Below are 23,968 nucleotides of genomic sequence, written 5' to 3' on the forward strand. Positions count from 1 at the left end.
CGCTTGTCCTCTTTTTTTATGATAATCGCTCAATCCACTCTGATAATGAATCAATGACATAGGTTGGCTGTTTATCATATTTCTGAAGCAGCTCTTTTGTTGTCACGCCTGTATGAACGAGCAATGTGTCCATTCCTGCATTCATCCCTGCCATAATATCTGTATCATAGTTATCACCCACCATGAGCGTCTCGGACACATCAGTCCCGAGCACCCGCATGGCTTGTTCCATGATGATCGATTCTGGCTTCCCGATAAATGTTGGCTTGACGGTAGTGGTCACGGTCAATACAGATGTTAACGAGCCGTTCCCTGGCAGAAGCCCTCTTTCAGTTGGAATGGCAATGTCTCCATTTGTTGAGACAAATTGTGCGCCTTGACGGATGGCAATCGCACCTACTGCGAATTTTTCATATGTAATGCTGCGATCAATTCCAACAACTACGAAATCAGCGTCCTCCTGACCAAACGTCAGCCCTTTTTCTTCAATGGCCTGCTTGATTCCTTCTTCACCGATGACGTAAACAGACGCGTCTTTCTTTTGTTCGGCAATATAGTTGGCTGTTGCCATGCTTGTTGTAAAGACTTGTTCTTCTGTTGCTGGGATATCGAATGAAACGAGTTTTTCCGCTACCTGCTTTGGCGTGCGTGACGAGTTATTCGTGACAAACAAGTAGGGAATGTTCAGCTCATTTAACTTTTGAACAAATTGACCTGCTTCTTCGATCTTTTCTGTTCCTTTATACATTGTTCCGTCTAAATCAATTAAATAGCCTTTGTATTTCATGATGCTCACAACTCCAATGGATTATTTAAACGCTGATACTGGGCCAAGCTCTTGCTCCAAGTAGGTACGGATGCGGTTTGGGAAAACCTGTAGCGCATGCTCAACCTCGCTGATCACCTGCAGCAAGTCGTGATGAACCACTTCTTGGTATTGCTGTACAAGTGTTTTGCGGCACGAGACAAGCTTTTTCAGCTGACTGCCTTCCTCTTCTGGTACAACCTTTTCATCAACAAGAATATCCATGATGTCATCATAGCTTCCTGGATCACGCATAATAAAGCCATCAATCATGTCATTTCCCGTATCAAGAATACATTCGACAAGCAAATGAACAATTCGTTCCAGCGCTTTTTTCTCTAGTGGACTTGTCCATGTTTGATGACTCTGCATCAGCTCATATTGCTCCTCGAAAAAACGTAATGTCTCTTCAATCTTTTTTCTGTCTACGAAATACATCATGACGCTCCCCTTTGCGTTATTTTCTGATTCGTTTTAAGACAAAATAGGCACAGCCAAAATTACAGTATTCATAAATGTATTCATCGAGTGTGCTGATTTTTGTATCAAATGTGGCCTTTTGGTTTTGGTCATCAAAGAACCCCTTCAATCTCAGCTGATTGTAGCCCCAGTCCCCCACAATATAATCGTACTTATTTAAAATATCTGAGTACCTTGCTTTAAACGCTTCTTCATCAAAACCGTCTTTAATCTCTCTTACAAGATCAAAAGTAGCATTCTGAATGACGATCATCTTCTCACCTCTTTTTAAACGATCCATCTTTAATGATAATTCATTGGAAGAACTCCATCAATTGCTAAAGCATGTTTTTTCCGATTTAGCCGAAGCTAAAGAAAAAAGGAGGTCACATTTATGAAGAAACAACTGACAGCCGCGATTCTCCTCAGCATGCTTTTAGGCGGGTGCGGCTTTCAATCAGGTATGAACCGGCAAGTGGATGAAGATTCTTCAAGTAAAACCATCCGTCTGTCGGATCGTCATGAAGGAAATAATTCCAACATGCCAGAAGCAGACACAAACAGAGCAGGGTATGTTCGTTATCAGCGCCAGCAAGTAACGGATCAGAAAGAAAGAACACCTGCTTTAAATCGCGAACATCTTGCCCACGTTATTACAAGTTTAACTGTGCAGCTGCCAAACATCAAAGATGCAGCAACACTTGTGACAGATGAGGATGCACTCATTGTGTATCGTACAGGAAACAAAAACCGGGATGAATCTGCCGATCAAGTAAAGAAGACGGCGGTTTCTGTTCTCCCTCGTTATTATCATGTATACGTCTCTGATAATCCAGAGCACTTTCAATCCATTGCCAATTTTTCACGTCTTCAAACCAATTCACGTGATTTTGATCAAATCTTAACCAAAACAATTCAACAAATGAAATATTCCCCTCAAGGCGGAGATATTTCTACGAAAGAAGATGCAAATGGTATGACGAATTCCGACCGTACCATGAGAAGAAACGCCCCTTACGGACAAAATTAACAAGAGAAAAAACGCCAGAGAGATCTGGCGTTTTCTTTGTTATGCTTGCGCCTGACGCTTTTTAGACGCTTCGTTTACTTGTTCATCTGCATGGTAGGAAGAGCGCACAAGCGGTCCAGCTTCACAATGACTAAAGCCTTTTGACATCGCAATTTCTTTCAGCTCTGCAAACTCATCCGGATGATAGTATTTTTGAACTTTTAGATGTTTTTTCGAAGGCTGTAAATACTGACCAATCGCCATAATATCGACGTTGTTAGCAAGAAGATCATCCATGACTTCAATTATTTCTTCCTTCGTTTCACCGAGTCCAATCATAATGCTTGATTTCGTTGGAATGTCGGGCTGCATTTCTTTTGCACGGCGCAAGAATTCTAATGAACGATCATATGTAGCACGCGCACGAACCCTTGGCGTTAATCTGCGAACTGTTTCAATATTGTGATTTAAAATATCAGGACGTGTGTCCATTAACGTCTTCAAATTATCGTAATTGCCGCCCATATCTGAAGGGAGAACTTCAATTGTCGTAAATGGGCTTTTTCTTCTAATGGCACGAACGGTTTCAGCAAACACACCTGCTCCGCCATCCTTTTGGTCATCCCTTGCAACCGCTGTTATCACAGCATGTTTTAAGTTCATTAACGCTACTGAATCTGCCACGCGTTCTGGTTCTTGCAGGTCAAGCTCAGTTGGAAGTCCAGTTTTCACCGCACAGAAACGGCATGCGCGCGTACAAACAGATCCAAGGATCATAAATGTAGCGGTTCTTCTCACTGCCCAGCATTCATGAATATTCGGACATTTTGCTTCCTCACAAACGGTATTCAGGTTGTTTTCCCGCATCATTTTTTTCAAACCGGTATAGTTTTCATTCGTATTCAGCTTAATTTTAAGCCAGTCCGGTTTTCTTACGTGCTCTTCCTTCTTTGCCAATTCCATCATCTCCATATGAATTCGTTAAAGGTGCATCTACAAAAATCTTCCTGCTATATACGATGGATGCAGCTAAGAAGCTGCAAAAAATTGAATCTTCGGCCTAAAGCCTTTTCTTTAGACACTTTAACATAGTACAGATTGAACAACAAGGGAATGAGCTGCAAAAATACCCAAAAGCCTCCTAAAAAAATCACAAGAAAATTACTAACATTTTCTTCTTATGAAATAGGGTGATCTAACCACACTAAACGGTAGAAGACGATGCTTGATGAAAGGAGATGGACGTTTGTGAAAGTGGTTTTAGCCATCATGATCGCTCTTTCAATGCTCCCTTTACCTGTTCATGCACAAGGGGAAGGCAAGCAGCCAGATGTACTGAAGCAGCGAATGGCACTATACGAAAAAGTCGCCATCACGACACAAGTTCCATGGTATGTACTTGCTGCGGTTGATCAGTATGAGCACAATATTCGAAAAAGCAGAAGAGATTTACCAAAACAAAAAGGCATCATTGGCATCTACATTCCCCGGGAAATGTGGATCGGCCCTGAAAACCCGAATAAGCAGGATACCTCTCCTTTAAGCATTAAAGTGTTTGATGGAATTGGACTTGATGGAAACGGGGATGGAAAAGCAAGCAGCGATGACGATGAGGATGTATTATTCACGTTTGCTCAATACTTGCTTCATTACGGCAACAGCATTGATCAATTAAAAATTGCTTTATGGGACTATTATGGACGAGATCAAACCGTTGGAATCATTTCATCTTTTATGAAGCTATATCAGCACTATGGTCATCTTGACCTCGGAAAGCACGCTTTCCCTCTTCCGGTTGGAGCTGACTACAGCTACCGGAGCACATGGGGAGATGCAAGAGGATTTGGAGGCAGAAGAATTCATGAGGGTACGGATTTATTTGCCCATTATGGACTTCCTGTTCGTGCGACATCATATGGTGTGATTGAAATGAAGGGCTGGAACCGCTTTGGCGGCTGGCGGATTGGTATTCGAGATATTCATAACCATTATCATTACTTCGCTCATTTGAATGGCTTTGCAAAAGGACTCAAAACAGGTCAAATTGTTGAACCCGGACAGGTCATTGGATCTGTCGGAAGCTCCGGTTATGGCCCTCCAGGCACAGCAGGAAAATTTCCGCCTCATCTTCACTATGGCATGTATAAAGACAACGGCAGAACTGAATGGTCTTTTGATCCATACCCTCATTTAAGGGCATGGGAAAGGGCTGAACGGAAACGACATTAACGAAAAGGAGAAGTTTAGCGTTTTTGCATTCTTCTCCTTTTTCATGTTTAAGCAAGTTACTGCTCATTTTTCTCCTTCAAACCTAAAATTAAAAATAGAATTCCCATGATGAGAAAAATGAAATACACAACTGTTACTTCCAATGGAATCATGTCAAACATACCTCTAAAAATATCGATACTTAAACTTTCATTTCTGACCAGTAAAATGGATGCTGTGATATATTTAGCACTAAATACTATAGCAAAAACCAAAAAACAAATACCACTTACATAAAGTTTCTTCATAAAGCTCCCCCCTAATAGCAATTAAAATTGATCATGACACATTCATCCATATGGAATCAAGCAGTAAATGAGGTTTTTATTAACAGTTCACATTTACAATGACTGCACATCAAAAAACAGCCCAATCATTCCTTGGGCTGTTATTCTTTCTTCTCCTTTTTCTCAGGAAGAACAATCGATGGAGCGCCAGAGTTCGTTCCGCTGCCATTGTAATAATCTGGTACGTCCCCTTGAACGGCTTGGATGGAGACGGGAACTGAGTTTTTAACCACGATTGTTTCAGATGCAAACGGGATGATGACTCTTACCTTGACCTCGATCAGAACACTAATATCAATCAAGGCATTGTTGATGCCATAAGGCTTAATGTTTTTTTCAACGTCCGTATGCGGGTCACCAATAACACTGAAGCGTACAGGTACTTTTGGTCCTAGGTTGGCGATGAGTGCATTTCCGGACGCTTGCCCAAGCGGAATGTTATATATAATGCCGTCATGTCCATCTGTTTGATCCTTTAATGCTTCTTTTGCCTCTTTTTGAAAATTCCCCTTTTCAATGTCCTCTAAATTTTTTTGAAGATGACGTGACAGATCAGCCATTGCTTTCGATGTTGCTTGCGCATTAAAATCGATGGTCGTTACTTTTCCGTTCTCACTTGTATTCATGACCACCATATCTTTCATATTCTCCTGATCTTCTGCAAAGTCTTGAACGGAATATTGAATCAGATGATTGGCGATACGCTCTGTTTCTAGTTCAGCAATGTGAATAAGGGTTGGTTTAATGGAACGGTTAATAAAAAATAGACTGATGACAGTTGAGAGTACAAAGAATAAGATCGCAAGCAGCATGACGTATCGGAATGGCAAAGGGCCCTTTTTATAGGGGCGATAGCGGCGGTTCATTCTCAATAAAAAATCCCCCCTTCTCCATTACAAGTGTATGCAGACAGGCGGGGGGATAGGAATCATCTCTCCATTTTATTTCATCATTTTTAATAAGGCGTCTCTTCCAATGGTTCCAACTGTAATGCCTAACGCTTCTGCAGCGTATGTCACAGATTCTAATGGGGCATCAAGCAATTGCTCTATCGTTCTCACTCCAACTGCTCTCCCTGCGATAATGCCTCTATCTGCAAGCTTTTCATTTAAGAGCCCGACATCCAGTGCACCGCACATAATATACCCATGTTCATTTGTCACTGCCATAAAATTCGTCTTCGGCAGTTTGACGGTGACGGCTGTAAAGGAATGTCCATCAATATTAATAGGTGTTAAATTCACCAAATCCCTTCACTCCTCTCATCACAATCTATGTGACAAGAGGGCGAGTGTTGTTAGGCAAAAGCGGATTTCATGTGGCTTCCTTCAGGCGCCAAGTAAGCACATCACGTAAAAATTCCGGCATGAAATATTCAATGTGTTCATGGTCACGAATATGAGGAAATAGAGAGCCTAATGTATACATATCGACTGTTCCAACCGTATAGGAAGCGTCTTTATTGATCGATTGATCATGCACAAAAACATCCTTCACCCGTTTGGTTTCGCCTTCTTCTAATGTATAGGTGAGACCACTATACAGCATTTTGCCCATCAGTTCACCTCTAAAGCCGAAGCCCTTGATGCGCAGCTGTTCCATTTTTTCTTCACATGCACGCCGAACGGTTTCGATGAGCTGTTGACCCGAAAGCGTCACACGAATAGGGTTAATGGGATGCGGGCAGATTCGATGGACTTCTTCTCTAGTCACAATTCCTGCCTCTAATGAATCAAGCACCATCCCAGCATTCATCATGCCGATATCTGCCCCGCACCAATCTTTAATGGCATCTGTTAAGAGCTGCGGAAGCGGGGATTCATCAAACCACTTCGTTTCTAACCCTGACTCAATCGCGGTTACTTTTTCCTGCATGAGGGCTTTCGCTCTTCTCTCTGCTTGCTGTAAAGTAGTGATGGCTTCATCTGATTCACTGATCAGCTGATCCACTGACTGCACCGTTGCTTTTTTCTCGATGAGCTCTTTGCTCGCTGTATCAATGGTCAGCTCGACACAGCCAATATAATGCCCATACTTTTCAGCGCATGCAAGCAGCACTCCATTGTCCATTTCACCCTGTTCTAACAAATGATGCGTGTGTGAACCTAGGATAATATCGATGTCAGGAAAATCACGGGCTACCTCCCGATCATGGATGATACCTAGATGGGATAAGAGCACAATGACATCCGCTTTTCCCTTCACTTCCTGCAGCATGTCCCGTATGCTGTCAAACGGATCTGTAATCTCCCAGCCCAGCTTTTCATAGACAGGTGTATACGCAATGGTCACGCCTAAGAGACATATTTTCAGTCCATTTTCCATTTGGATTATATGATAAGGCTTTGCCCACGATGGTCTTTTGCCTTTCTCAAATAAATTAGACAGGATCACTGGAAATTGTGCATGCTCATACAATTGATCGAGCTGATCATGAGGCAGTGTAATGCCTTCATTATTCCCAATCGTGACCCCATCATAGCCAAGTTGATTGAGAAGCTTGACATTTACTTTTCCATAATCAGCTTCTGACACAAGGTTCACTCGGTCCATATGGTCGCCAATATCAAACAAGAGCATCTGATCGTGAACTTGACGCTTTTCCTCAATATAAGCTGCGATTTTTGGCCAGTTCTCAAAGTGGCTGTGCAAGTCGTTTGTATGATATAACCATAGCTTCTGCAGCATGTTGATCTCTCCCTCAAGTTGTCACTGAACCATCTCATTCAGGTTGAAAGCCGCAGCTCTCATTTAACTAAATAAATCTAACTGCTTCGGAGAAAGGCTTGAATACGTAATATCCAGCAAATCAATCATCTGCTGGCCATTCGCCGCTGCATCTCCGCCGGAGTTATTATTAAATACGACATAGACATCTTTTGATTGCTGATGCAGAATGTCGAGATTCTTTTTCCACTCTTTTAATTCAGCTTCATTATATAAATATAAGTATCGCACTTCACGCCAATTTTCATGATCCGCTGGGTGAAGCCAGCCCTGTTTATTTCTCCCGTGAAAACGAACCAATGTTTTATCACGGTGCGTAGCTTGTATGACTGGCGGAATGGAGCCTTCTCCCACTTGCGGCTCATCACAAACAGAATGAATCCAGCCTTCTTTTTCCATAAAGGACAAGGTCTGCTCATAAAATTCATCTGAGAACCATGTGCGGTTACGGAATTCGAGGGCACATGGAATGTCGCCCATCTTCTCTTTACACCATCTTAAATAAAGGACGTGCTCTTTTTTGCAATCAAACCATGGTGGAAATTGAAATAGAACCATGGCTAATTTCCCTGCACGAATGAGCGGAGTCAATGAAAGAATAAATGCGTCAAACATCTCTTCCTTTGAAGCAAACGGAATTTCGCCCCTCTGATGACCGGTCATTCCTTGATATGCTTTTACGACAAATTGAAAGGTGTCTGGCGTATCCTTGATCCACTTTTCATGATTACGTTCAGGCTGAACTGCATAAAAGCTGGCATCCAGCTCCACAATGGGAAACGTAGACGAATAGTGAAACAGCTTTTGCGCGCTGCCGATTTTCGGCGGATAAAGACTGTCATGGTCTCCCCAGCCAGTTAATCCGATATAAATCATGTTTCTCACCTCTTGCCACTTTCATGTATAGACGGCTTCCTCACATGAAAGCCTTTTTCTCTTGTCATACCCATCTTTCTGAAAGAAATTCTTCTGTCTACAACATATCATATTTGCCGGTAATTCTGAATGAAGATGACTGATGGTGCGTGATTTTATCATGATTTCTGTTTGTTTGTCATGTTAGTTGACAATATTCTATCTAAAATGATGTGAGCTGATAACATACTATATATCAGAGAAATGAACAGTGATTGTCCATTTATTTATTCATCTTCACCAAGAACTTTAGTTCTCAATAAAGGAGACTTAGTGGATATGAACATAGACGATAACCAATTTGAAACATTGCAAAAAATCGCCGAAAAGATTCACAAACCTGTCTATTTGTGTAACCAGCATGGGCGTCTTCTCGGCAACTCGCCCATCACGCGCCCAGATTGGATTCGCATTCTTCCCTTTTTCCAAAGCATGGCACCCCATTATTTTTCGATAATCGATACGAAGCAAACCTTTTCTGTCTTTCCGATTGATCTAGCCGAACAAACATGTGAGTATGTGGTCATCCCTTCCTTCATTCTTCCGCTGAATGAAACACTGCAAGTCATCATTGAACAAGCCGTACACGAAATCTCGATTGCGCGAATGAGACAATATACTGCCCAGCAAACAGCCAAGCGTGCCAGAAATGAAGCGTTTCGCAGATGGATAGAGGGTTTATCGTCTTCTCAGCAAGACGCTGCATACGTTGCGAAGGCGTTTGGATTAAATGTAGATAGCAGCTATCTATGCATGATCTATCAGCTTGATCAGTGTCATGAGACCACTCATTTTTTGAAGCAGCAACTAATATTAGATCAAGTCGTTGATCTGCTCGACAGCGCACTGCCAAGCTCTCCTTTCCCTTCCTTTTTATTTGTCAAAGGTGATATGGGCATTCTATTAATGGAAGAGACGGGCAGTTGGTCTGAGATGAGTGACAGACTCCTCTCTTTTTTAAAACAGCTGCAGATGCTCGTTAGCATACAAGTGAATCACACCATTTCCTTCGGCGTGAGCTTGACTAGTTGTCGCATCACCCATCTGTTTGAGGGCTACAGTGAAGCATTAGACGCACTTCAAGCCGGACATCTCTCGGCACAGCCGGAATATATACACTTCTATCAAGCAAAGGATGTGCCAGATTTATTGAAGCTTATTCCAAGAAAGGATTTAATCACGTTTTACCAAATGCACCTTCATCCGTTATATGAAGCTGGTCAAAACCTCCTCCACACCATATCTGTCTATTTAGAAACACATTGCCACATTTCAGAAACAGCGAAACGTTTGTCAATTCATCGCAACACGGTCATTTATCGATTGGAAAAGTGTGAAGAGCTGCTTCAAATCAGCTTAAAAGACCCTGAAGCCACATTAAGGCTGCGCTTAGCATTACGTATTCAGATGCTTCTTTCACCCCATCCTGATTGAATGTTTTCTTCCGAAGCTTCATATAGTTTGGAGGAGAAAAGTGATACAAGAGGAGGGATGATCAATGGATGGTGAGCTGGGTCACATCCCGCAGCCAATTCGAGAGGATGGTGCTGGTGCCACCGATCTAGGCCCGCGGGACGTCCTTCGAGACATCGAGAACCCCGATATGCTTGTTCCACCTAAAACCGATGCCGGAACCATTCCAAACTTGAAATTTTCATATTCCGATACACATATGCATTTGAATCCTGGCGGCTGGTCAAGAGAAATTACGAAGCGAGAGCTGCCTGTTTCCACAACGATTGCGGGTGTCAACATGCGGCTGACTCGAGGCGGAGTGCGAGAACTCCATTGGCATAAGCAGGCTGAATGGGCGTATATGATTTTAGGAAAAGCCCGTATCACCTCTGTAGATGCAGAAGGGCGAAATATGATCGCTGATGTAGCAGAAGGAGATTTATGGTATTTCCCGCCAGGTATTCCGCACTCCATTCAAGGACTTGAGGACGGGTGTGAATTTCTTTTAGTCTTTGATGATGGCGCTTTTTCTGAATTTGATACGTTCACCATCACAGACTGGTTTGCCCATACACCGAAAAACATTCTCTCTGAAAATTTTGGCGTTCCTGAGAAGCTGTTTGATAATATTCCGAATAAGCAGCGCTACATGTTTCAAGGCTCTCCACCAGCATCATTAGAAAGCCAAACGGTATCTGATCCATACGGAAGCATCGAGCCACCATTTACGTACCAGCTGCTTCGCCAAAAACCGCTGATGACCTCTGGAGGAACTGTCCGCATTGTCGATTCACGGAATTTCCCTGTTTCAAAAACCATTGCAGCTGCGCTTGTTGAAGTAAAGCCTGGCGGCATGAGAGAAATGCACTGGCATCCTAATAATGATGAGTGGCAATACTATTTAACAGGTACAGCCAAAATGACGGTCTTTGGAGCCGGTGGCACTGCCCGCACCTTTAATTACAGAGCAGGTGATGTCGGATATGTTCCTTTTGGTATGGGACATTACATCCAAAATATCGGTCAAACGAGCCTTTGGTTTTTAGAAATGTTTAAAAGTGACCGCTTTGCAGATATTTCGTTGAATCAGTGGATGGCCTTAACCCCTCCTCAATTAGTGAAAGAGCATTTGCATGTAGGTGATGCCATGATTCGTGCGCTTCATAAAGAAAAATCACCTGTCGTGACATATAAAAGGTGATGACCATAAAAAAACCGATCCATTTGTGCTGATCGGTTTTTTATAATTGAATTTTAAGAAATTGCAGAACGCTGCTGCACTTTTTTCCCCCACACGATGGATGCAATGAAGCTTATGCAAAGCACCAGTGTTCCGAGCATAAAAGGGAACTCAATATTCACATCAAATAAAATGCCCGCAAGGCTCGGTCCAACAATATTGGCAAGGCTCATAAAGGATGTATTGAGGCCTCCCGCTACTCCTTGCTGATTACCTGCCATTTTGGACAGCAATGTATTGAGGGCTGGACGAACAAATGATGTAGCCGACAAAAATAAAATAGAGCCTGCAAAGATCAGCCAAAATGACGGCGCAACACGGCAGACGATGAGCATCAAAGCCGCTCCCAGCAGGGCATAACGCACGACGCGCATTTCACCAAATCGTTTCACAGAGGCATTCACCAACGCACCTTGGACAAGCACGCCAGCAAGACCCGCAACTGTAATCACAAACGCAATATCCTTCGGTGTAAATCCATGTTTTTGATCTACATATAAGCCGAAAATCGATTCAAAGTGAATGATGCCAAAATTGAGGACAAACGCCAATATAAACAAAAAACCGTAGGATGTCTTTAAAGCTTGCATCATTTGTATAAATGGGTTGAAATGAATGTCTTTGTTTAACCGCGCTTCTTCCTGCTTTTCCTTTGTTAATGTTTCAGGTAAAAACAGGATGGACAATAGGGTTGAAAGAGCTGCAAAGGAACCTGCGATGAGAAAAGGAAAAGCGATTCCGTACTCGACCAAATAGCCGCCTACGCCTGGTCCAATGACAAAGCCTAACGTCATTGCTGCACTAAATAGCCCCATTCCTTTCCCTCGATCCTTCTCACTTGTGATATCAGCGATATATGCAAACATGGCTGGCATGAGTAAAGCTCCGGCAGCACCACCTAAAAACCGAGACACAAACAGCATCCAAAGCTGATCAGCAAATGCAAAAATAAACTGGGCAATCGTAAAGCCGGCGATCCCGGCAATGATCAATTTTCTACGTCCAAATCGATCGGTCAGTGCGCCTGCGACCGGCGATAAAGCAAACTGTGTGAGACCTGTTGCAGCGACAAGAAAACCGAGTGTTTTTCCTGTTGCGCCAAAGGCCTCAATGTAACTTGGCATGACAGGGACAATGAGGCCAAAGCCAAGCATGGCAATAAAAATATTGAGCATCAAAATGTATAATCTGCCCATTTTTTTCATATCAAAAAACCTCTTTCTGCTAAATAAATGAAAATGATGACAAAAATGATCAGAACTTCTTCAGTATAGCGATATCACTGTCTATAAGTCTAGTTTTTCAAAATTTAGTTTTCTTTTCCAAATAAAAAATACCCGCAAATAGCGAGTATCCTTATGACTTTATTCACCTTGTTCATAGATAGAAAGAGCCGCCTGAAGCCCTGCACCGCAATGGATAGATGCACCATGCTTGATTAGAATTGCTTCTAGCCCTGCTAACACAAAGAGCACATTTTCTTTTCGGCAGCTATAGCCCATTGTACCAATTCTCCATATACGTCCGGCTAGCGGTCCAAAGGAGCTGGCAATTTCAATACCAAAATGCTTAAGCAGATCGGCACGTACCGCTTCTCCATCCATACCACTTGGAATCTCAATACATGTCACAACTGGCATTTTACAATGTGGATCACCGAACAATTGAAGTCCCATCGCTTCAAGACCTTTCATCAAGGCTTTCTCGTGATATGCGTGCCTTTGAAAACGCTCAGACAGACCTTCTTCCAGCACAACACGAACCCCTTCACGAAGTGCATAGAGCATCGTTGTCGCTTCTGTATGATGATTTAATCGCCTAGGGCTCCAATAATCCTGGAGCTGGCTGAGATCAAAGTAATTGCTTTTAATTGGCGAAATATCCATTTGCTCCTGCAATTCATCCTGTGTCGCAATACCCTTTTCCACTTTCTTTCTCGACTCAACGACAGCTGCCACCCGTTCATTATACGTGATAGGGGACATACCTGATGGAACTGACAAGCACTTCTGCGTACCGCCAATCGCCGCATCAATCTTCCATTCGTCCACTTTCACCTGGACCCCGCCAATGGTTGCTACAGCGTCTACAATGAACAACGCATCCAGTGCTCGGCACGCTTCACCGATTTGCTCAAGCGGCTGCAATCGACCGGTGGATGTTTCACCATGGACCATCGCAACGATTTTAGGCTTAACCTGCTTCATTTTCTGAATGATATCACTAGGGTCAAAAACCGTTCCCCATTCACATTCCATTGTATGTACATCAGCCCCATAGCGCTGTCCTATTTCAATGAGAAGATGACCGAACCGGCCAAAGACAGGCACAAGCATCGAATCTCCCGGCTCAATGACACTGGCAAGCACAGCTTCAAGCCCTGAACGAGACGTGCCATCAATTGGAAAAGCCCATTCATTTTCTGTTTGAAAAAGGGAACGCAATAAAGTCATCGTCTCATTCATGATATGTGTAAATGCTGGATCAAATTGACCGAGAATTGGCGTACTCATCACACGGAGTACCCTGGGATCTACTTCAACAGGTCCTGGTGTCATAATCGTTCTTGAAGGTATTTGTAGTTCTTTCACGTTATCCATCCTTTCCCTTGCTGTCATCCTATATGCCCACTTATACAGTAATGCTGATAAAATAGCAATCTCTTTTCCTGCGAATTTATTACATAAAATTTACGATAAATCCATTTATTTCTTTCCGACATTATGATAGAAATAAAGAGAATACATTCCCTATTAAGGAGGAAATCGAATGAAGAGAACCTTATTTGGAACTGTGGCTGCCGGAATCATGATATTCGGTACGTTAGCCGCCCCGCTGCCGCAAGCTGCGAATGCTCAAAGCTTTACTCTGAATGAACCGAGCCAAACCATCACATTTTCCCCGTTACAGCTTCAAAACGAAACATCTGCACAACAAACGAAAACAACAGCTACAAGTCAAATCGATTCCTATTATCAAACTGCTAATGGCAAATCAGGACCCGCTCTAAAGAAAGCTTTACACGACATTATTGATGATCATAAGCAGCTATCCTACAGCCAGGTTTGGGATGCCTTAAAGAAAACAGATGAAGATCCAAAGAATCCAAGCAATGTGCTCTTGCTCTATAGCGGTGTCTCTCGCTCAAAGCAAGCGAATGGCGGAAATGTTGGTCAGTGGAACCGGGAGCATGTGTGGGCTAAGTCACACGGCAATTTTGGGACAAGCCAAGGCCCAGGTACAGATCTCCATCACCTGCGGGCAACAGACGTACAAACGAATAGCACACGTGGAAATTTAGATTTTGATATGGGCGGAAATGAATACAAGGCAGCACCGGGCAATTTCTACGATAGCGACTCATTCGAACCTCATAGCCGGGTGAAAGGGGATGTGGCAAGAATGCTCTTTTATATGGCAGTGCGATACGAAGGGGATGACCGCTTTCCAGATTTAGAATTAAACGAAAAAGTGAATAATGGCAGCGCCCCTCTCCATGGCAAAATGTCCGTACTCCTCAAGTGGCACAAACAAGATCCTGTCGATCAAATCGAACGAAACCGCAACGAGATCATTTATCAAACATACCAGAACAACCGCAATCCCTTTATCGATCACCCAGAATGGGCAAGTGCGATTTGGGAATAAAAAAGAAAGGCACTGCTACGAACAAGCAGTGCCTTTCTTTTTATCAAGTGGACAGACAAGACAATAATCGAGACTCTCCGATTTTTTCTCGAGCTTATAATACATACAGCAAGTCTTTCGATTGGATGTTTCTAGTAAACTGTCATCTAAGTTTAAGCTGTGATGAAATGGATTTTGTTTTGCTCCGAATACATTACCCGCTGCTTGCTTCAGATACAGATAGTCCTCCTGTACGCGCTGCTTCACAGCAGGGTCTTCAGCCTCCCGCATCATGCTGCGATAAAGAGAATTGATACGAACTGCTACATTCTCCCATAAAATAGAATATGGAAGTCTTGACGTGCGCTTTAATACATCTAAAAGAGGTGTAACACACTCCGTAAACAGCGCATGCACAACCTGCTCTCTCCATTCATTCCGATCTCCTTCTAATGAAACAAACGAACACAATGACTCATCAATTTCGATTTTCCGATCCTCTCTAAAGACACATGCCTCTGGTGGAAACTGATAGACACCGTCATACAGCGTCATCATGTACAAAGTGGAACTGACGGCTAAGTAGGCATAACGCTTTGAAAACATCGACGACGCTACAGCTAAATTCGGTGCATGCATTGCTTCCTTTTCAGCCTCTAATAAACGCAGGACAGATGCTTCTGAAAAAAGCGCAGCAAGTGTGCGATCAGATGTCATTGGTCCATGTGTGATGTGTACGCCGAAATCAAGTAACTCTCTCTCAACCCACTCTGGCCTCATATCAAAACCTCCATCTTTCGTTTATCGATTTCTCTGCTGGTATAACAAATAAATAAAGAACGGTGCCCCAATTGCAGCTGTGAATACACCTGCTGGTACATCTAACGGTAGAAAAGCCGTTCTAGCGACTAAATCTGCGAGCATCACGAGAATACTGCCAACAAGTGCAGATGCTGGGACAAGCGCAATGAAGGAACGACCGATGATCATCCGTGCGACATGCGGCGCCATCAGTCCAACAAATTCAATACCGCCTGCAAAGGCAACGGCAATCCCCGCCAATGTCACACTCATCAGTAGAAAGAATAACCTTTTTGCCTGTACTTTCACCCCGAGGCCTGTTGCAAGATCATCTCCAAGCTCTTTCACATTCATCGTTCTTGCTAACACCATGACAATCGGTAAAATGACCATGATCCAAGGAAGCATCGACGTGACGTCCTTCATCGTAGAACCATATAAACTGCCTGTCAGCCAAATATATGATTTTGTCGTCGTCATCGTATCACTAAGAACAAGAGTAAACGTCACACACGCCTTCATGATGGCAGAAATCCCGATGCCCATTAGGACAAGTGTGATCGGCTTGACTCCTTTTTTCCATGAAAGCAAATAAATCAGACACGAGACGGCAAACGCCCCCGCAATCGCCCACAAGGATTGATACGCAATAGGCACAGTGCCCATCCAAAAAACAATAAACATAATCGCACCGAACGAAGCACCACTCGTAATCCCAATGATGTCAGGTGATGCAAGCGGATTTCGGATTAACCCTTGCAAAATAAGCCCTGATACCGCAAGTGCGGCTCCCACTAAGACAGCCAGCAATGTTCTTGGAATCCTCAGTGTATTGAGCACAAAGGTATTTCCCTCTCCCTGACCGATTAAATGAAGAAGCACATCCACAGGCGAAATAAATCGGCTGCCCATACAGAGACTGAGAATAAATAACCCAAAAGCAATGGTCGTCAATAAAAGTAAAATTAAAAACGTCCGCTTTGAAAATTGAAATGAAATGCGTCCGTCCTTTGAACGCACTGTATATGTTTTAACCACCTGTCTTCAACCCCTTGCGCACGAGATAAACAAACAGAGGCGCTCCTGCTACTGCCGTCATGACACCAATCGGTACTTCCTGCGGCATGATCAGAAAACGAGCCGCAAGGTCTGCGACAAGTAATAGAGACGCCCCCACTACGGCACAATACGGCAGTACCCAGCGGTGGTCAGGTCCGACAAGCTTTTTCACAATATGCGGCACTAGAAAACCAACAAAGCCAATTGAACCAGCAACAGCGACGGAACCACCCGCTAAAAAGACGACGAGAACTCCCATCGTGATTTTCAGCATCAGCGTACGCTGGCCAAGTCCCTTCGCAATATCATCTCCTGACAAAAGGACGTTGATGGAACGTCCAAGAAGCAGCGCCACAACTGTCGCACCTAAAATATAAGGCAAAACAGGCAGCAGCATATCAATGCTTCTTCCAGACACTGAACCCGCCATCCAGAACAGGATGCTTTGAATCGACTGTTCATTCACGATTAAAAGACCTTGTGTAAAGGACGCAAACAGTGCAGATATTGCCGCTCCCGCAAGGACAATTTTGACCGGTGTCAATCCATCTCTTCCAATGGAACCCAAAAGAAAAACAAGCATCCCTGCAATTGCCGCACCTAGAAAGGCTGTCCACATATAGCCTGTTAATGACTCTGTTGAAAAGAAAACAATCGAAATGACGATAAAAAATAGTCCACCTGCATTAATTCCTAACAAATCTGGTGCTGCAAGCGGGTTTCTCGTTAATGCCTGCATCAGTGCACCTGAAATGGCTAGACTTGATCCAACAACTGTTGCAATTAAAGCTCTTGATAATCTGGATGTCATGACAATGACACTGTTTGGATCCGATTCATCAAATTGAAGAAACGCATGGATGGTGGCTTTGAGGGAAATGGAGGTTTGCCCAAGAGAAATGCTGAGCATAAAAAAGACCAACATCAATACGACGAATCCAGCAAACAGCAGCGCCTTGCTCGAATCCTTTTTTAATAAACTTCTCATCTGATTCCCGCTTTCAATCTGTTATGGAAAAAGGAGAAAATGGTTTTTCACATTTTCTCCTCTGTTATCCTTATTTATCAATGCCGAGACGATCATAAATATCATCAAGCATCATGTTTGCAGCAATAATACCGCCGCCCATGTTCCAAGTGATTTCATCGACTTTATGCACTTGTTTCGCTTTCACTGCGTCAAGCTGCTTCCATAAAGGATGACTCGTCCACTCTTTATATGCTTTTTCAACCGCTTTATCCTGGTCATCCATGAAGTAATAGATCACATCTGCATCCATTTGCGGAATGCTCTCTTTGTCTGTAAGTGTAATAATGTCTTGCTTTTTATCTTTGACATTCTTAGGTCCTTCAAAGCCTAGCTCTGTTAAAATGGACCCTGCGAATCCAGTTTGATAAATTCTAGCATGATCTGCACGGAAGTTCACTACAGACACACTCATTGGCCAGTTTTTGATGTCTTTTTTCGCTTTTTCTTTGAAGTCAGCGACGCGGTCATCCCACTTCGTCAGCAATTCTTTTGATTTGTCTTGCTGATTTAACGCTTCACCCATTAATTTCACTGTATCTTTAAATGTGAACACTGTTTCAGTTGCAACAGTTGGAGCGATTTCTTTCAGCTGATCAAAAATTTGCTCGTGGCGGACTTTTGATGCAATGATCAAATCTGGGTTAAGCTTTTCAATTTCCTCTAGGTTTGGCTGTATTTCCTGCCCAACAATTTTGACATCCTTTAAGTCATCTCTTAAATATTTATACGTAGGTGCTTCAAGCCATGATTCAACAACACCCACTGGTTTAATACCCATCGCGACTGCTGCATCGGTTGCTCCTTGGTACAGCGTCACCACACGTTTAGGCGATCCTTTAATTTCAGTTGAACCGATAGCGCTTTCAACGGTTCTTGCTTTTTCTTTACTATTTGACTTGCCTTCACTGCTATTGCTGCCGCAAGCTGCAAGTAAAACGATGGAGAGCACAACTAATAGCGACCAAAAAGATTTTTTGAACATGTACCTCACCTATCCATTCTATATGTAGTCATATCGTTTGATAACGATTCTCATTATCACAATTTGATTTTATCATAGAAAAAGTTGGTGTCAATGTAAAATATAAAAATAACAGATGATAATCTCCTAATGACAAAATAACATATTGTGGAAAATATAATTCTTTCGTCTCTTTTTTGCCGCTATCTATTTTCCTATAATGAAGTTGCAACAAATACAATTTTTGGAAGAGGAATATCACAATGAAATGGAAAAAAACAATGACTGGCGTCGCTCTTTCTTTTGGGTTACTTCTTTCTTCGTATGTTCCAGCAGCAAATGCTACTTCATCTTCACCAGCAAAAAGTTCAGATGGCGTTGCTCATACAAGCAATTTCGAGACGCCCTGTCCCGCAGATATCTTACGGAAATTTCGCAACTCAGACAAGCCTTTTTTATGTATGTACTCCGACACAGCTATTTTTGCAAACTCTTTCACAGCATACGGAATAAAATGGTATTTCAAAGGAAGCTCTGGACTCTATGCTTATTATGAGGGTAATGTATAATCCATAAAGTAAAAAACACCGATAAGTGAATGTTGTGATCTTTAGCAGCATTCATTTATTGGTGTTTCTTTTAGATAGGAATTATTATGTGACTGATATCCCGCAAAAATCTGGCTTGTCTGCTATCTCTTTGAATTAGCAGACAAAGGTGTGTAGGAGAAAGAATTCAAGAGCACCAATCAAAATAGAAATCCGTCCTAATGATTTGATCTCTCCATCTATCGGACTGATCAAATGCAGATAGACCATCTTCAATTATCAAACGAAAAAGAGTGCACAGGTCATAGCAAGTATAGCCAGCGCCAACCAGAACGTCGATACCGCCTCTTCATGATCAATGATAATCAAACGAATGACAGCTGTGATCCCTATATAAATCAAATAGCGAAGCGGAAAATGAAAGTTGGATTTAAAGTATTTAATAATTAAGGCAATAAACTCAAAGTACATAAAGAAGATCAGCAGTTCCCCAAGCATTCCATAATAGCTTTCTCCTTCCTAATGGCCGTGACCTCTTAAATCGAGCAAAAACGTATTCACATGAAAATCATGCTGCAGCGTATGAGCGATATGCTCGTAACCAGCTAGGCTGTGAGCGCCTCCGCCATGGATCAAGATGACATTTGCCTCGTTCTGCTTTTCTGCTAAAAATGAATAATACGCAAGGCTTGTGCCGTCGTGTGATGGCATGAATTGTCTTTCTGGAATATGAACAGGGGCTACCTGCTGCATACTTGCAAATGAGAATGGTTCGTTCTTGGTGTCTGTCAATGTTTCGCTCCTTCAAACAGAAACGAGAATGGCCAGCCTCGCTAGTCATCCTCATTCCTATATCTTATTCATTGCATTCTTTCAAAGGGAAGGTATTACTTTCAATAATCTCGACAATTTGGTTTAACGCTTTTTTTGCTTCTGGTATAGGGAAAACAGGAAACACATGATTCATTTTAGGATATTCTATATAGTTTATTGGAACCCCCTGCTTCTCTGCTATCTCTTTGAATTTACGGGCATCTGGGAGGAAGAATTCGTGAGTGCCTATAAAAACAGAAATTCGTCCCAATGCTTTGATCTCTCCATAAATTGGACTGACTAAGTGGTGTGTTTCATCCATGTCACCCGCATATCTTTTTCCTGCTTCAATTAATAAGGCTAGATTGAGCATTGGTTCTTTTGGAACCATCGCAGCGATATCTGGGTTGCTTAATGTAACATCTAGCCATGGTGATAAAAGAATGATATTCCCAGGCTGCGGCAAGCCCTTTTTTGCCAAGTATTGAGCAAAAGCTAACGATAAACCTCCGCCAGCAGAATCACCCATGATGACGATATTTTCAGGTGTTCCTTTCTCTAAAAGAGCTTGGTACACAGGAAGGACACTCTCGATCGCATCCATATACTGATGGTTTGGTGCTTTTGGATAAACCGGCACATACACCGTACTATTTAATTGCTTCGTCAATCGGTCTAAAAAACGCCAATGCCAAGTCAAAGGCTGTTCAATATAGCCGCCACCGTGTATAAACAACACTTGATGGTCATCCGGCTGGACATTTGATTTCAACATATACGTATCGACTGGAAACGAGTGATTTTTAGTGATTTTGTACTTATTCTTAATTTTTTCAGGCAATTCATAAGGTAATTCATTTGCCCTTCTTCGTTCTTCTAGATAATCATTTACATTGAGTTTCTTTTTCGTCAAAACAAGCAGCTTTTCTACTAAAAAGCTTTGAATACTTCGCATCTGATCGACCCCTGTTCATAGAATCATGATGTTCGATGTCTCTTGGAAAGAAAAGGCTTCTAAAGCATACCATAAGAATACGCACATCAGGTAAACCACTTTTGAAAAAACCTTTTTATCCTGATGATCACTCATCATCACAAACAGATATTCATTAATGAACAACTGTTTATTTATTGTTACTCATATTCTACTTTTTAGACGCATGACAATCAATTATCAATCTGATCCTAACCGTTCATTAATAGACAGATGACGACTGAGTGTTCATTTCGTCAATCTCCAGACATGAAAAAAGACGAACGGTCATCGTTCGTCTTCTTCCCTCACTTCACTTCTTCATTCTCCTGAACCGTATGTCGTTTACTAGCGATAAAAAGTGCAACAGTCATAGCTAAAATAGTCAGCGCCCACCAGAAGGTCGATACAGCCTCCTTATGATCGATGATAATCAAACGGATGACGGCTGTGATGCCAATATAAATAAAATAGCGAAGCGGAAAATGAAAGTTTGATTTAAAGTACTTAATAATTAAGGCAATGAACTCAAAGTACATAAAGAAGATCAGCAGCTCACCAAGCATTTCATAATAGCTTTCTCCTTTGTTGACCACATTCTTGTAGACAAATTGGACAATATACCACGTTTCACTAATTAAGAGAACGCTTAAAGCAAGGGCTAGAAAGAATAGACAAATATTCAGCAGACCTTGCAAGAGATCGGGTACCTTTTGGAAATTGTTGAATCGTTTCATGAGATTGTCTCTCCATTCCATATTATTCATTTGTCATCTATATTTTGATGTGCCAGAATCGCAGCACGGTGTAGTAAACGCCGTTCTTTTCCATCTTCTCAAACTGCCCGTGCATGCGGGACATCATTCGTTTAATGCTTCGTTCACCAAGTCCAGTGCTTTCCTGCGTGTCATTTGTCTCTTTTATCGCATTGCTGACATGGATCTCAAAGATTTCTTGATCGGATAGAAACGTGAGATTGATGTCTTTTTTCGGATCGGCGTATTTTAGTATGTTCGACATTAGATTATCAAACACTCGGCCCAGCTCCTCGACATTCACGTTGATATAGCTGTCAGGCAGCTCTCCTAAAAGATGAACCTTGAATGTCTCTTGCTGCAAGATCGCCACCTGATCTGATAGGAGATCGTAAATGACCTCTTTGACTGCAACGGTCTCAAGCTCAGGTTCATGTTCTTTATCAAGCAGAAAATAGGCAAACAGATTATCGGACAGATTTTTCAATTGCAGTGCTTTTTCATAAGCACTTGCTATATATTGATCTTTACGTGTATCCGCCCCAGCTGCCTCTTTTTTCGCAAACTCTAAATTCATCATTAGCGATGTCAGCGGTGTTCTCATATCGTGCGACATTTCAGTAACTAAGCTGCGGCTCTCTTCTTGCAGCTCATCGATGGCTTGAAGCTTGTCCAGAAAAGCTTTACGAAGATCCTCAATACTTTTGGCAATCATCGCTAATTCATCATGCCCTTTCACCGTCATCTCGTAAGCCAGCTCGCCGCCTTCAAGAATATGAATGTCTTGGTGAATCGTTTGCAGGTAGCGTAAGCTTTTGCGAATGCCAAGCAGAACAATGAGGAGAAAAATAAGCGTCGACCCGAGCAGCTCAAGTGTAAAGGCAAGATCGTGGTAACGAGATGAATAGAAACCATCCACCATGACCCGACCTTCACCGTCGCTAAACTGAACCGGATACGAATGATGCTCAGCATACTGGGTCACCTTTTCTTTTCCGTAAGCCGATTCATCAGCAGCCGAATAGATGGAGTCATATTGCAGCACTTCATCCTTGAAGATGGTCAAATTAATGTAATTCTCTTTTTTCACCCATTCACCAAACGCTTGTCGATCTGTAGAAGACAGCTCATTGTCAGACACATAGCGGCTGAATTTTTGAATATATCTAGCTGACTCCGCCTCGTAATACTCGTCTGAACTCAAATATCCTTCAATGAGGTCATCGGTGATCTTTTGCAGCGTCAAAAAGACAAGTCCACTCACAACCGTAGCTGTCAAAATCAGCAGTGCCAGCTTTTTGGCTAGTGTATATTTACGATGTGCCAAATCGGTATCCTCTTCCCCATTCGGTTTTGATATATAAAGGACGTGCCGGATCATCTTCAATTTTGGCACGCAGCTTTCGAATATGCACCATCACCGTATTGTTGGAACAATAGAAATAAGGCTGTCCCCACACGCTCTCATAAATATTTTGGGCTGAAAAGATTTTGTTTCGCCTGCTCATGAGCAGCTTGAGCACACGATATTCTAAATCAGACAGCTTGATTTGTTGATTTTCTTTCCACACTTCATTGAATTCTTCGCTCACCCTCAGCTTGCCCCCAACAAGAAAAGTTTCTTCCTGTTCCTTCTTTTCCTGATAGACGGTGTACCTGCGTAATTGTGCAATCACTCTAGCATGAAGCTCCTCTTGTGAAAAAGGTTTTGTCATATAATCATCCCCGCCGGCAAGTAAGCCTTCGGTTTTATCGAATGTACCTGATTTGGCTGTTAGAAACAGAATCGGGACATTAGAAGAGGCTCTCATCTGCTGGCACGTTTCAATGCCTGATATGCCTGGCATCATCACATCCAAAATCACCAAATCGAGCGATTCGTCTACAAACTTCAATGCTTGCTCGCCATTCATCGCTCTTTGCACCTCATATCCAGCACGTATAAGGGATTCCTGCAAAAGGTCTCCAATATCCTGATCATCTTCTACGACTAATATTCGATGTGTCATGTCTCTCTCACCTCAAGATACGTGATGTACTTTCTATTATGCCTTTACTATATATCATCTAGCTATGTGAAAAGATACAGCATAAATCTTAACAGTTTATGAATTTGACCATCCTCCATCAATTTGTCACATTTATATTTAAATAATTGGATCTTCATAAATTGTTAAGAATTGGGACGTATATTGATTCATTGTAAGGATCGTTGAACTGATCCGAATGACATTTA

At 42.4% G+C, this 23,968-nt stretch carries 26 protein-coding genes and 1 pseudogene; 6 read left to right on the forward strand and 21 right to left on the reverse strand.

Translation table 11 applies throughout. The annotated features are described in order from the left end of the window. Nucleotides 1-16: 16 nt before the first annotated feature. Genes MHH68_RS14755 through MHH68_RS14765 form a run of 3 tightly spaced genes read right to left on the reverse strand, consistent with a single transcriptional unit; the run spans nt 17 to nt 1,538 of the window. The gene (locus MHH68_RS14755) at nt 17-790 is read right to left on the reverse strand and encodes a TIGR01457 family HAD-type hydrolase (RefSeq protein WP_144461935.1); all 774 of its coding nucleotides are present in this window, start codon (nt 788-790) and stop codon (nt 17-19) included. An 18-nt stretch (nt 791-808) separates the two neighbouring features. Continuing rightward, a complete protein-coding gene (locus MHH68_RS14760) occupies nt 809-1,243 on the reverse strand; it encodes a DUF86 domain-containing protein (RefSeq protein WP_012011153.1) in 435 nt (144 codons plus the stop codon). Between the two features lie 19 nt (nt 1,244-1,262). Continuing rightward, on the reverse strand, nt 1,263-1,538 hold the full coding sequence (locus tag MHH68_RS14765) for a YutD-like domain-containing protein (protein WP_008346837.1): 276 nt from the start codon (nt 1,536-1,538) through the stop codon (nt 1,263-1,265). 120 nt (nt 1,539-1,658) lie between these two features. Between MHH68_RS14765 and MHH68_RS14770 the strand changes: the two genes are divergently transcribed. After that, nucleotides 1,659-2,294, forward strand: a complete 636-nt coding sequence (locus MHH68_RS14770) for a YhcN/YlaJ family sporulation lipoprotein (protein WP_034659879.1) — start codon at nt 1,659-1,661, stop codon at nt 2,292-2,294. A gap of 39 nt (nt 2,295-2,333) precedes the next feature. On the opposite strand, the gene lipA is transcribed toward MHH68_RS14770, so the two are convergent. Continuing rightward, entirely contained in the window at nt 2,334-3,230 is an 897-nt protein-coding gene (lipA, locus tag MHH68_RS14775) for a lipoyl synthase (RefSeq protein ID WP_034317455.1), read from the reverse strand. Nucleotides 3,231-3,557: 327 nt separating this feature from the next. Between lipA and MHH68_RS14780 the strand changes: the two genes are divergently transcribed. Next, nucleotides 3,558-4,502: a M23 family metallopeptidase gene (locus MHH68_RS14780; RefSeq protein WP_339165808.1), complete on the forward strand. Its 945-nt coding sequence runs from the start codon at nt 3,558-3,560 to the stop codon at nt 4,500-4,502. A gap of 56 nt (nt 4,503-4,558) precedes the next feature. On the opposite strand, the gene MHH68_RS14785 is transcribed toward MHH68_RS14780, so the two are convergent. The 5 genes from MHH68_RS14785 to MHH68_RS14805 form a co-directional block, all read right to left on the reverse strand. Beyond that, on the reverse strand, nt 4,559-4,789 hold the full coding sequence (locus MHH68_RS14785) for a hypothetical protein (RefSeq protein ID WP_003212760.1): 231 nt from the start codon (nt 4,787-4,789) through the stop codon (nt 4,559-4,561). Between the two features lie 140 nt (nt 4,790-4,929). After that, on the reverse strand, nt 4,930-5,700 hold the full coding sequence (gene yunB, locus MHH68_RS14790; RefSeq protein WP_080772989.1) for a sporulation protein YunB: 771 nt from the start codon (nt 5,698-5,700) through the stop codon (nt 4,930-4,932). Between the two features lie 69 nt (nt 5,701-5,769). Next, a complete protein-coding gene (locus MHH68_RS14795; protein WP_061409521.1) occupies nt 5,770-6,075 on the reverse strand; it encodes a YunC family protein in 306 nt (101 codons plus the stop codon). Between the two features lie 67 nt (nt 6,076-6,142). Next, nucleotides 6,143-7,516, reverse strand: coding sequence for a bifunctional UDP-sugar hydrolase/5'-nucleotidase (locus MHH68_RS14800; RefSeq protein WP_339163776.1), 1,374 nt, complete (start codon nt 7,514-7,516; stop codon nt 6,143-6,145). 63 nt (nt 7,517-7,579) lie between these two features. Next, a complete protein-coding gene (locus MHH68_RS14805; protein WP_061410264.1) occupies nt 7,580-8,431 on the reverse strand; it encodes a DUF72 domain-containing protein in 852 nt (283 codons plus the stop codon). A 318-nt stretch (nt 8,432-8,749) separates the two neighbouring features. Here MHH68_RS14805 and MHH68_RS14810 point away from each other — a divergent pair, with 318 nt between their 5' ends. Next, complete coding sequence (locus MHH68_RS14810; RefSeq protein WP_339163779.1) at nt 8,750-9,904, forward strand: helix-turn-helix domain-containing protein; 1,155 nt, start codon at nt 8,750-8,752, stop codon at nt 9,902-9,904. A gap of 64 nt (nt 9,905-9,968) precedes the next feature. After that, complete coding sequence (locus MHH68_RS14815; RefSeq protein ID WP_339163781.1) at nt 9,969-11,126, forward strand: oxalate decarboxylase family bicupin; 1,158 nt, start codon at nt 9,969-9,971, stop codon at nt 11,124-11,126. Nucleotides 11,127-11,179: 53 nt separating this feature from the next. Here the strand turns inward: MHH68_RS14815 and MHH68_RS14820 are convergent, their stop codons facing one another. Next, complete coding sequence (locus MHH68_RS14820) at nt 11,180-12,370, reverse strand: MFS transporter (protein WP_169055648.1); 1,191 nt, start codon at nt 12,368-12,370, stop codon at nt 11,180-11,182. A 159-nt stretch (nt 12,371-12,529) separates the two neighbouring features. Continuing rightward, nucleotides 12,530-13,765 (reverse strand): alanine--glyoxylate aminotransferase family protein, encoded by a 1,236-nt coding sequence (locus MHH68_RS14825; RefSeq protein WP_058013905.1) that lies wholly within the window; start codon nt 13,763-13,765, stop codon nt 12,530-12,532. 169 nt (nt 13,766-13,934) lie between these two features. On the opposite strand from MHH68_RS14825, the gene MHH68_RS14830 reads away from it, so the two are divergent. Beyond that, nucleotides 13,935-14,813: an endonuclease gene (locus tag MHH68_RS14830; protein ID WP_180310146.1), complete on the forward strand. Its 879-nt coding sequence runs from the start codon at nt 13,935-13,937 to the stop codon at nt 14,811-14,813. Nucleotides 14,814-14,828: 15 nt separating this feature from the next. Here the strand turns inward: MHH68_RS14830 and MHH68_RS14835 are convergent, their stop codons facing one another. From MHH68_RS14835 to MHH68_RS14850, 4 genes are all read right to left on the reverse strand, one after another. After that, nucleotides 14,829-15,572 (reverse strand): IucA/IucC family C-terminal-domain containing protein, encoded by a 744-nt coding sequence (locus MHH68_RS14835; RefSeq protein ID WP_339163786.1) that lies wholly within the window; start codon nt 15,570-15,572, stop codon nt 14,829-14,831. A 21-nt stretch (nt 15,573-15,593) separates the two neighbouring features. Further along, the gene (locus MHH68_RS14840; protein WP_339163788.1) at nt 15,594-16,631 is read right to left on the reverse strand and encodes an iron ABC transporter permease; all 1,038 of its coding nucleotides are present in this window, start codon (nt 16,629-16,631) and stop codon (nt 15,594-15,596) included. After that, the gene (locus MHH68_RS14845; RefSeq protein ID WP_169055653.1) at nt 16,624-17,640 is read right to left on the reverse strand and encodes an iron ABC transporter permease; all 1,017 of its coding nucleotides are present in this window, start codon (nt 17,638-17,640) and stop codon (nt 16,624-16,626) included. The genes MHH68_RS14840 and MHH68_RS14845 overlap by 8 nt, the downstream gene beginning before the upstream one ends. Before the next feature lie 70 nt (nt 17,641-17,710). Then, nucleotides 17,711-18,664, reverse strand: a complete 954-nt coding sequence (locus MHH68_RS14850; protein WP_058013741.1) for an iron-siderophore ABC transporter substrate-binding protein — start codon at nt 18,662-18,664, stop codon at nt 17,711-17,713. Between the two features lie 242 nt (nt 18,665-18,906). Here MHH68_RS14850 and MHH68_RS14855 point away from each other — a divergent pair, with 242 nt between their 5' ends. Beyond that, nucleotides 18,907-19,212: an LCI fold-containing protein gene (locus tag MHH68_RS14855; protein ID WP_339163792.1), complete on the forward strand. Its 306-nt coding sequence runs from the start codon at nt 18,907-18,909 to the stop codon at nt 19,210-19,212. A 258-nt stretch (nt 19,213-19,470) separates the two neighbouring features. On the opposite strand, the pseudogene MHH68_RS14860 reads toward MHH68_RS14855, so the two are convergent. The 6 genes and pseudogenes from MHH68_RS14860 to MHH68_RS14885 form a co-directional block, all read right to left on the reverse strand. Beyond that, a pseudogene (locus MHH68_RS14860) lies at nt 19,471-19,704 on the reverse strand (phosphate-starvation-inducible protein PsiE); the annotation flags it as partial. 6 nt (nt 19,705-19,710) lie between these two features. Next, nucleotides 19,711-19,983 (reverse strand): hypothetical protein, encoded by a 273-nt coding sequence (locus tag MHH68_RS14865; protein WP_339163795.1) that lies wholly within the window; start codon nt 19,981-19,983, stop codon nt 19,711-19,713. A 64-nt stretch (nt 19,984-20,047) separates the two neighbouring features. Then, nucleotides 20,048-20,959 (reverse strand): alpha/beta hydrolase, encoded by a 912-nt coding sequence (locus MHH68_RS14870; protein WP_339163798.1) that lies wholly within the window; start codon nt 20,957-20,959, stop codon nt 20,048-20,050. 326 nt (nt 20,960-21,285) lie between these two features. After that, nucleotides 21,286-21,714: a phosphate-starvation-inducible protein PsiE gene (gene psiE, locus MHH68_RS14875; RefSeq protein WP_180310141.1), complete on the reverse strand. Its 429-nt coding sequence runs from the start codon at nt 21,712-21,714 to the stop codon at nt 21,286-21,288. A gap of 37 nt (nt 21,715-21,751) precedes the next feature. After that, entirely contained in the window at nt 21,752-23,059 is a 1,308-nt protein-coding gene (locus tag MHH68_RS14880; protein ID WP_339163801.1) for a HAMP domain-containing sensor histidine kinase, read from the reverse strand. Continuing rightward, complete coding sequence (locus MHH68_RS14885) at nt 23,046-23,741, reverse strand: response regulator transcription factor (protein ID WP_339163804.1); 696 nt, start codon at nt 23,739-23,741, stop codon at nt 23,046-23,048. Before MHH68_RS14885 ends, MHH68_RS14880 begins: the two co-directional genes overlap by 14 nt. Nucleotides 23,742-23,968: the final 227 nt, after the last annotated feature.

This window comes from Bacillus sp. FSL K6-2841, assembly GCF_037976435.1.
Classification (GTDB): Bacteria; Bacillota; Bacilli; order Bacillales; family Bacillaceae; genus Bacillus; species Bacillus pumilus.